Origin of the sequence: Brevibacillus sp. BC25 (genome assembly GCF_000282075.1) — a bacterium.
In the GTDB taxonomy this organism is placed as follows: domain Bacteria; phylum Bacillota; class Bacilli; order Brevibacillales; family Brevibacillaceae; genus Brevibacillus.
Window position 1 is genome coordinate 138,677 of sequence record NZ_AKIX01000117.1, and the last position, 8,721, is coordinate 147,397.

8 protein-coding genes are annotated in these 8,721 nt (G+C 46.3%); all 8 read right to left on the reverse strand.

Translation table 11 applies throughout. From position 1 onward, the window contains the following. Positions 1-155 precede the first annotated feature (155 nt). The 8 genes from PMI05_RS26210 to PMI05_RS26250 all read right to left on the reverse strand — a co-directional run bounded on the left by PMI05_RS26210 (position 156) and on the right by PMI05_RS26250 (position 8,542). On the reverse strand, positions 156-1,499 hold the full coding sequence (locus PMI05_RS26210; RefSeq protein WP_007728459.1) for a solute carrier family 23 protein: 1,344 nt from the start codon (positions 1,497-1,499) through the stop codon (positions 156-158). Positions 1,500-1,660: 161 nt separating this feature from the next. Beyond that, positions 1,661-2,200: a bifunctional pyr operon transcriptional regulator/uracil phosphoribosyltransferase PyrR gene (gene pyrR / locus PMI05_RS26215; protein WP_007728461.1), complete on the reverse strand. Its 540-nt coding sequence runs from the start codon at positions 2,198-2,200 to the stop codon at positions 1,661-1,663. 224 nt (positions 2,201-2,424) lie between these two features. Then, complete coding sequence (locus tag PMI05_RS26220) at positions 2,425-3,786, reverse strand: PD40 domain-containing protein (RefSeq protein ID WP_039961402.1); 1,362 nt, start codon at positions 3,784-3,786, stop codon at positions 2,425-2,427. Between the two features lie 100 nt (positions 3,787-3,886). Continuing rightward, positions 3,887-4,288, reverse strand: coding sequence for a VOC family protein (locus PMI05_RS26225; protein WP_007728463.1), 402 nt, complete (start codon positions 4,286-4,288; stop codon positions 3,887-3,889). A gap of 19 nt (positions 4,289-4,307) precedes the next feature. After that, the gene (locus PMI05_RS26230) at positions 4,308-5,237 is read right to left on the reverse strand and encodes an RluA family pseudouridine synthase (RefSeq protein WP_007728464.1); all 930 of its coding nucleotides are present in this window, start codon (positions 5,235-5,237) and stop codon (positions 4,308-4,310) included. Positions 5,238-5,282: 45 nt separating this feature from the next. Next, the gene (gene lspA / locus PMI05_RS26235; protein WP_007728465.1) at positions 5,283-5,732 is read right to left on the reverse strand and encodes a signal peptidase II; all 450 of its coding nucleotides are present in this window, start codon (positions 5,730-5,732) and stop codon (positions 5,283-5,285) included. A 77-nt stretch (positions 5,733-5,809) separates the two neighbouring features. Then, complete coding sequence (locus tag PMI05_RS26240) at positions 5,810-6,451, reverse strand: serine/threonine-protein kinase (RefSeq protein WP_007728466.1); 642 nt, start codon at positions 6,449-6,451, stop codon at positions 5,810-5,812. A gap of 1,452 nt (positions 6,452-7,903) precedes the next feature. Next, a complete protein-coding gene (locus PMI05_RS26250; RefSeq protein ID WP_039961403.1) occupies positions 7,904-8,542 on the reverse strand; it encodes a hypothetical protein in 639 nt (212 codons plus the stop codon). Positions 8,543-8,721 lie beyond the last annotated feature (179 nt).

Genomic DNA, 8,721 nt, shown 5'->3' on the forward strand with positions numbered 1-8,721 from the left:
AAAGAAAAAGCTTCTTGGCATCGCTTTGCATCTGGAGGCAAGCGAGACAAGAAGCTGGTTGAGTGCCTTTTTTGGGCAACCAAATCAGCGTTCTTTGCCTTGCCAGCCTCTCTGGACTGGATTTAAAGGATTGGGAACGTTTAGGCTATTTGTTTTTATTCTTCGCGGTGCGCTTCTCCCATCGCGGACTCTTTTCCTGGAAGGATCAGGTGCAGAATGATTCCCAGGAAGGTAGAGAGTGCGATATTATCGATGGTCAGATCGTTCAAGAAAGCGATACCTGTACCTGCAAAACTGATTTTGTATCCGCCGATTCCCGTTACGAGGATGACCGCTGCGAGAATCATGTTGCGCTTGTCTGCAAAATTCACTTTGTGCTCGACGTACATCCGCAAGCCTTGTGCCGCGATGATACCGAACAGGATGATGGAGACACCGCCAAGTACCGGCGTTGGGATCGTCATCAAGAAGGCACTGACCTTACCTGCGAAGGCGAACATAATCGCGAGAACGGCAGCCAAACCGATGACGACGCGGCTGTATACCTTTGTAATCGCAAGGACTCCGATGTTCTCACCGTACGTCGTTGCAGGTGGACCGCCCATAATCGCAGCGAGTGACGTTGCAATACCGTCCCCGAGTAAGCTGCGATGCAGTCCAGGGTCTTTCATCAAATCACGATCCATGACTTTACTCGTTACCAGCAAGTGACCCAGATGCTCTGCCAATGTGACGAAAGCGACTGGTGCGATAACCAGGGCAGCGATCCATGCGCTTGGATTCGCCATTGCACTCGTCACCTCTGCGAATTTGAAGTGGGAGGTAAACATTTCACTGAATCCAACCACCCAAGGAGCATCTTTCACTGTTTGAAACTGAATCAGATCAGGGTGACGCAGCAGTGTGTATACATAACCTGAAACCATTCCGATCAAGATTGGGATAAGACCAAGGAAACCGCGCAGCATGACCGCTGCAAGAACTGTTATGACCACGGTAATGAGCGAGATTTCAATCGAAGTCAGTGACATTTGCGATTGACCGTCTACAGTGACTTTCGTTGCCATATCTACTGCTACGCCAGCCAGGCTCAGACCGATCACAACGATGACGGATGCGATGACAACTGGTGGCAGTACCCGATCAAGCCATTTGACTCCTGCCTTCTTCACGATCCCGGCGACGATGATGTACACAATCCCGGAGAGGAAGCAGCCTAAGAGTGCCGTCCCTACGCCATGCGATTGACTCACGACGATAATCGGACCAATGAAGGCGAAGGAAGAACCGAGATAATTCGGAAGCTTTCCTTTGGTGATCCACAGGAACAGAAGTGTCCCGATCCCGCTCGCCAAGAGGGCGGTTGCAACATCCAGACCCGTCAAGATCGGTACGAGTACAGTCGAGCCGAACATCGCAAACAAATGTTGAATACTTAGTGGCAGCAATCGCGAAATATGTGGTGTTTCGTCTACATCGATGTAATTTTTCTGGCTCATGCCTGTATGCCCCCTGTTTTGTTTCTTTCATTCAAAAAACTTCTTTTATACAAAAAACCTCTTTGTGCGGACACAAAGAGGCTAGCTTCGCCATACTCATGGGAAGTTTCTTGCCTCTTGCCGACCTCACGGGATCGTTTTTAAAGAGGAGTATTTTATTTTTACAGTAGCTGTCGGATGGACACAATGTCCATAACGTCCACTTCTGCCAATTGTACATCGACAATTTCCGTTCGAGCAGTTGGGAGGTTTTTTCCGACGAAATCAGGGCGGATTGGTAGCTCGCGATGACCACGATCAACCAGAACAGCCAGTTGAATCATCCGTGGGCGACCGTTGTCAATCAGTGCATCCAATGCGGCACGCACGGTTCTTCCTGTGTAGAGAACATCATCCACCAGAATCACAGTCTTGCCTGTGATTTGATCCGGGAGCTTGGAGCCTTGCAAAATGGCATCTTCGGACTTGTGTTGCAGATCGTCACGATAGAACGTAATGTCCAGCTCACCGACTGGTACCTTCACATTTTCAATCATTTCGATTCTTTCCACAAGACGTTGCGCGAGGTAGATCCCTCTGGTCTTAATGCCCACGATAATGAGATCCTCGACGCCTTTGTTTCGCTCGATAATTTCATGTGCGATTCGTGTAAGCGCTCGGCGAATTGCGGCTTCATCCATAATGACGCTTTTGTTGATCATCTCAATATCCCCCTTCTCGACGGGAACAGTGGACCTTACGAAAAAAGGCTCCTTGTCAGGAGACAAGAAGCCCTCGGACAAACTGACCGGACTTTTAAGAGTCCCGCCTGCTTGTCATTCCGTGCCCTTGCCAGCCTCACTGGACTGGATTTAAAGGTTCCATTCGTCATGTAGAATTATGTCACGATTCTGGACGGGTGTCAATGCAGCCCGGAAAAGTCTAACTATTCCCAATAGACGCTGACCCACGGTGGCAAGTAGTTCGCATAATAAGCAATATCCCCTGTAATGTCTTTGATCAGCTCGACTTGTTTGTCCGCATCCTCGCCAATTCCTTGGATAAACAGGGAGCCATGCTCCGCTCGATCCAAACGCAAGAAAAGAAGCTGTTTACCATCTGGAGACGGCTCAGGATAGTAGTCCGCTGTATTCGCTTCTCCTTTTGTCACCTGCTGCTCAGCTCCATCTGCGGACCGCCGCCAAATGCCTTGTTCCGGTACCATGACCTTTTTGGGATCGTACGAATACGGCGTAGACATGCCTCTAGTGAAAAGCAGCGTGTACGGAGCTTTTGGAATCCATACCGGATAAGTGTCTACCACCACTGGACCAGGGCTGACTGTTTTGACCTTTCCTGCTCGATCCGCCAGCTTCAACTGCTTGTTAGTCGTAGCGATCCGGTCAGTGCCATCGACAAAAGCGAGCTGTTCGCTATTTGGTGTCCAGGCAAGCCAATCAGGATAAGCCAATCCTGTACCGAGCACGATTGGCTTTTTGGCAGGCTGTGTCAAATCAAACCATTGAATTGGTACGCCATCAGCAGACAAGGAGCCGGAGTTATACCTGACAAAGTAAGCCACAGCCTTCCCATCCGGGGATACTTGTAAGCCTGTCGCTGCCCAAGGGTAGATACCTTCCTCCACTTTTGGCGGTTCTGCAATGGGGTAGGCAGCCAACGGTTTACCTGCAAGCGTGCGCAAGGCCAACGTCATCGGCTTATTTTTTTCGGCAGGTAGCGAGACAAGCATGTTTTCCCCATGCGGCATCCAGGCAAAATCTGCGAAATCAGCACTCGTTGAACTTTGCAAAGCTAATTCTCCCTGCTCATGGACATCTTTTACAATCAGCAATGGTCTCGGCGCTTCATTACTGCCGATATTCACGGTGTACGCTAGCTTGTTCGCTTTCGGGGACCATTTAGGCATTTCAAAAACCGCTCGCTCGTCTACCTGCACAGCTTTGCTGCCGTCAGTACTGACGATCCACACGTAGCCAGGCGTCGAGTAATTGTCGTTGCCTTTGTATTTCACGAACAGGAGCCACTTGCCATCTGGCGACCAACCCACGATCTGTGCATAGCCGTCCTTGGTGATTTGCTTTATCTTTCCCGTTGCATCCCGTCCATCTGCCAAAAACAAATGCTGGTTGCTCGTAAATGCAATTTTTGCCGGAACGCTTATCTCCTTGTTCACACGCTCTGGCTGTTGGCTTTGGGCTGCCACCTTTGCTTCACCGTTTGCTGTGACAAGTACAACCAAAAGGACAAAAAGAATGATCAGATTCCCCCATTTTCCGTTCACAGGCATCCACTCCTTACACTCTCAATTGAATGATGAAAAAAAACGCCGGAAGAAAGTAATAAGCTCTCTACTAGCGTTTTCCATTCAAACTCTCATTATGTAAGTGTCACATGAAGACTGGCTGCAACAACAAAAAACGATTGCCATACAGATCCTCGAAAACAACCTCCATGCCATACATCACTTCGGTTGGTTCACTCACAAACTTCACGCCGCGTTGACGCAGTGTTTCGTATGTGGACCCAAATTCATCCGTCTCCCAAACCCACATTGGATTTTTGCCGACCTGACGAAGCATTTCCTGCGCAACATCTTCCCGATGCCAATGGGTAGGGTCATGCAATACGATCTCGATCTCCTGCCCTGGAAGACCGACGGTGAGCCACCGAGAGCCATCATCCATACGAGAATCCATGCGTTTTTCGAAACCGAGTTTTTCCGTGTAAAATCGCAATGCCTCTTCACAATCGTGAACGTACAGCGTCACATGCGCTAATCTTTTTAGCACGGCTATTCCTCCTGTTCTCTTACGCTTGTTTGAGAACTTCTATGACGTCAAGCATTTCCTTCGGCATTGGTGCTTCGAATTCGAGCTGCTCGCCTGTACGGGGATGGCTGAAGCCCAGTGTTTTCGCATGCAGAGCTTGTCCATCGAGCTCCACTGTATTTTTCGGACCGTATTTCGGATCGCCCGCCAGTGGATAGCCAATGTACTTCATGTGTACGCGAATTTGATGGGTACGTCCTGTTTCGAGTTTCAATTCCACCAACGTGTACTCTTTGAAGCGTTCCAGCACGATAAAATGCGTGACAGCTGGTTTGCTATTTTCAAAAACGACCGCCATTTGCTGGCGATTTTTCGGATCGCGCCCAATCGGTGCTTCAATCGTTCCCATTTCATGCGGGATGACACCATGAACAATCGCGACATACTTTCGATTGACCGTATGTGCTTTCAATTGTTCTGCCAACCCCATGTGTGCCTTGTCGTTTTTGGCTACCATTAACAGGCCGGAAGTATCCTTGTCAATGCGATGGACAATTCCCGGACGCAAAACACCATTGATTCCGGACAAATCCTTGCAATGAGCCAAAAGCCCATTGACGAGTGTCCCACTGTAATGACCGGGAGCAGGATGCACAACGAGGCCACGTGGTTTATTCACGACCACGACATCGCTATCCTCGTATACAATATCAAGCGACATTTCTTCTGGCTGGATCGCCATTTCTTTTGGCGGCGGAACACGGAGGGTCACTTCGTCCTCTGCCTGCAGCTTGTAGTTGTTTTTGATCGGTTCACCATTAACAGTGACACGGCCTTCCTTCACCCAAGCCTGCACTTGTGAACGGGACCAATCTTCATTTTGCAGCGTGATAAATTTATCGATACGCTCGCTCTTATCCGCTGGGTCTACCGCCCAATCGTAACGTTCAAACAATTGCGTGTCATTCATGTATGTTCTCCACCTATCCGAGCTTTCCCACTATTATTCTCATGACTATCTGTTTTTCTTCCCATCCAAAAAAACATCGAGAAGCAAAATCCCCACACCAAACGTGATGGCCATATCAGCCACGTTAAAGATCGGGAAGTTAATCAACGTAAAATCGAGAAAATCTACGACTTGACCGGTCATCGCACGATCAATGAAATTCCCGACTGCTCCACCCAAGACCAATGACAGCGCCAACGATGCACGAGGTTGTTTTTTTCCCAAGCGAATCAAGGAAATGACAATCCCAATCACAACGACAGTGGTAATGACAATAAAAAACCAACGTCGATTTTGCAGGATGCCAAACGCCGCTCCCATGTTTCGATGGGAAGTTAGATGAAATACGTCCGCGATCAAAGGAATGGATTCTCCCAGTTCCATATACTTCACGACTAAATACTTTGTAAACTGATCAAGCGCAATAATTACTGCCGCAATGAGATAGTACAACAATGGAATGTCCTCCTTATTCTACTTCGACCAGCAACTGTACAAACACAATGTCAAATGACAATTTTACCAGAGACAGTCTACGTGAACAAGCGCTTTCCTTTTTTGTACAGTCGATAGCCTTTTCGCACGACTTCCAGCATCCACAATGGGATTTTCCATCCACGATCCTTGATAAATGGCAGATACACCTTGTAATACGCCTTGCGTAAATCACGCCATTTCGTGTCTGTATCATTGACATAGTAATCCGATACGTCAATCAGATAACCTCGTCCCTGATCCATTAATACATTTTTCCCATGGACATCATGCGGAAACAAACCCTTCCTGCGCGCCTCTTCTAGCGCTTCCTCCACGTCTTCAATCACCTGCGGAGGAATCGGAATACCAAAGCGAATACAGTCAAACAGGGGGATGCCGTTCATCCGCGTAATGACCAAATATCCTTCCCCATAATCATAACAGACGGGGAAGGAACGAGTCTCCCCTAGCTTGCGGTAGACTTCGATTTCCTGTTCGGCTCCTGGTCTTCCAGGTGCGTACAGCTTGATCACTACCTTTGGATAGTCCGGGTGGGCAAATACGGCAGCATAATTGCCGGTACCGACCAGCTCCCACGGGTATGGCGTATGGTGTACTACGACTGGATCATCCGGTGACAGACTCTCCACTTGAACTTCCTGTAAAAAAACTTGCAATATATGCTGATCGATCCGCATCGTTTCTCATCATCTCTCATCAGTTACCGACTTCGAACTACGTTAAAACAAAATTAATGAAGGTTCATCTACTACGATCATTCAGACACTTCTTATAAGGGGCAAAAAATCCTTTACACTGGTGAGGCCAGGAAGTCCTGTCCGATTCCAATGAAAGGATTGCATATGGACAAGAATACCTCATTTTTTTGATTTGGTAAATGGGTAGTGAATGTCCAGCAATATCAGCCGTTTTTATGTAGTGTATAACGAATGATTCTAACTGATTCATTTAGAAAATAAGACTCTACTACGTTGCTGTTGTGGCGGGGAGGAAACAGGAGAAAACGCTCAGATTCTAGGGCCACCCCCTGACTGATTGACTGCCCGGCTCCATGAAAAAAAGCGAAACCCGCGTCCAAAGTCGTCCATTCTGGAGGTGTCCCAGAGGTGGACGCTAAAAGCTTGTTTCTCTTTTTTTCATGGAGCCTCGGTCGGTGTCCCTAAGATCTTCGCTTTTTCTCCTGTTTCCTCTACGAGCATTCCGCGTTTACCCCGCTTTTTAAAGCTTTGAAAGAATGAAGAAATATCATCAGTTACGACAGAGAAGAATATTTCCAGACGTAGCGACTTGTGGAGTCCTGCCGAGCGGAGAAGGGATTCGCGGGCAAAAGAAACGCAACATGCTCGGGCTACGTAGCGGCTACCACTCTTGCGTTTCACCGCTAATCCCTTCGGAGCGGACAGTCTCAACCCTCAGCGGGACGGAGCCTGGAGCCTAGACTGGAAATATTCTTCTCTTCACTGCAGCCGCATAGAGGGATCTTCAAGTAACTGTCGTGGTGGGGAGGAAACAGGAGAAAACGCTCAGATTCTAGGGCCCCCCTGAGGGATTGACTGCACGACTCCATGCAAAAAGCGAAACCGCGTCCAAAGTGGTCCATTCAGGATGTGTTTCAGAGGTGGATGTTCAGAGATAATAAAGTTTTAGACCGGAACCCCTTACAGTACAAGGGATCCCGGTCTTCTAAATCACCAGGTAATTGAAAATTAGTTTTAGTCTATACGTCAGAATGAAGTAGTCTATGGATCTTAACTGAATAATAAAGTCTTAGACTGCCTCATTGAACTATCGAACCGTTAGCTTAAACGTAGATATTAGAGTATACATCTAAAATCTCAATTGTTGTCCTACAAGTTTCTAGGCTCAATATATATAATAATTGGACCAAACCTTCCATCGTCTTTAGTTTTGAAGGTAACTGCAAGAAATTTATCTTTATCTGATTTAAACTTTTCTTTTTTATCCATTTGGCATTTCGTTCATCCTCAATTCCAAACAGTACAACAGCTGCTTGCTCCACTAGATGTAACACTATTTTCCGTACTTCTTCTGTAAGGCTATTTCAGGCTAATTAACTTATTGATGACATTCTGAAGTCCCAATTCTGTTGACACATGAAATAGAAAATTTCAAATTACTACTCCCAGTTTTGAGAGAACCCGATCCATTTCATCAAAATGTTCTTTGTCGCTTGAAGCATAGATCAAATCAAAACGATCGTTATTTTTCATCACTGTTATTATGCTGTCATCGTAATCTCCATAAAATTCGATGCCTATCCAATGCCGAAAGGAAATCCCTTTATTATTAAAATTTTCACGAATAAAATCCAAGTCGGCTTGTTCAATGGAATAGAACGATTCACAGCCATATTCAAGAGCGAATACGGTTTGCAAATAGGCCATCGCATGAAAAAAATCGGTCAATGTTTCAAAATCCTTTTTCCATACCTTTTCATCGTAACTCATATAGACAGGGGGATTGGATCTGAATAAATCGTTCTTATGGATTCCCCAAACACAGACACGTTGATTCTCGCAATAAAAAATTAAATATTCTTTATGTTTGAAGTGTTGGAGTTGCTCGGGTTTGATCAAACTATCTTGCGTATGATTCAGCCGCTCGTCTTTACCGAGTTCCAAATAATAATCTATAAACACCTGAGGCAATTCACCAAAATTATTTTTAATGATTTGTATCTCGTCATGACTAAACCCATTTCGTTTCGTAATATGAAACAGCTTTTTAATTATTGAAAAATCAGTCATCCGCATCACACCTTATCCTTGTATAATACTCCATCGATTGACTTAAGAATATTCCAAGTCGGTCTCCTTAATCATCAAGAGAGCATATTATACACCCATTTTACCATTTCTTTACTTCACTATTCTGCCCGTTCGTATTATGAGGTCAGCCAGTTTTTACTGGTTGACCATTTTTAATA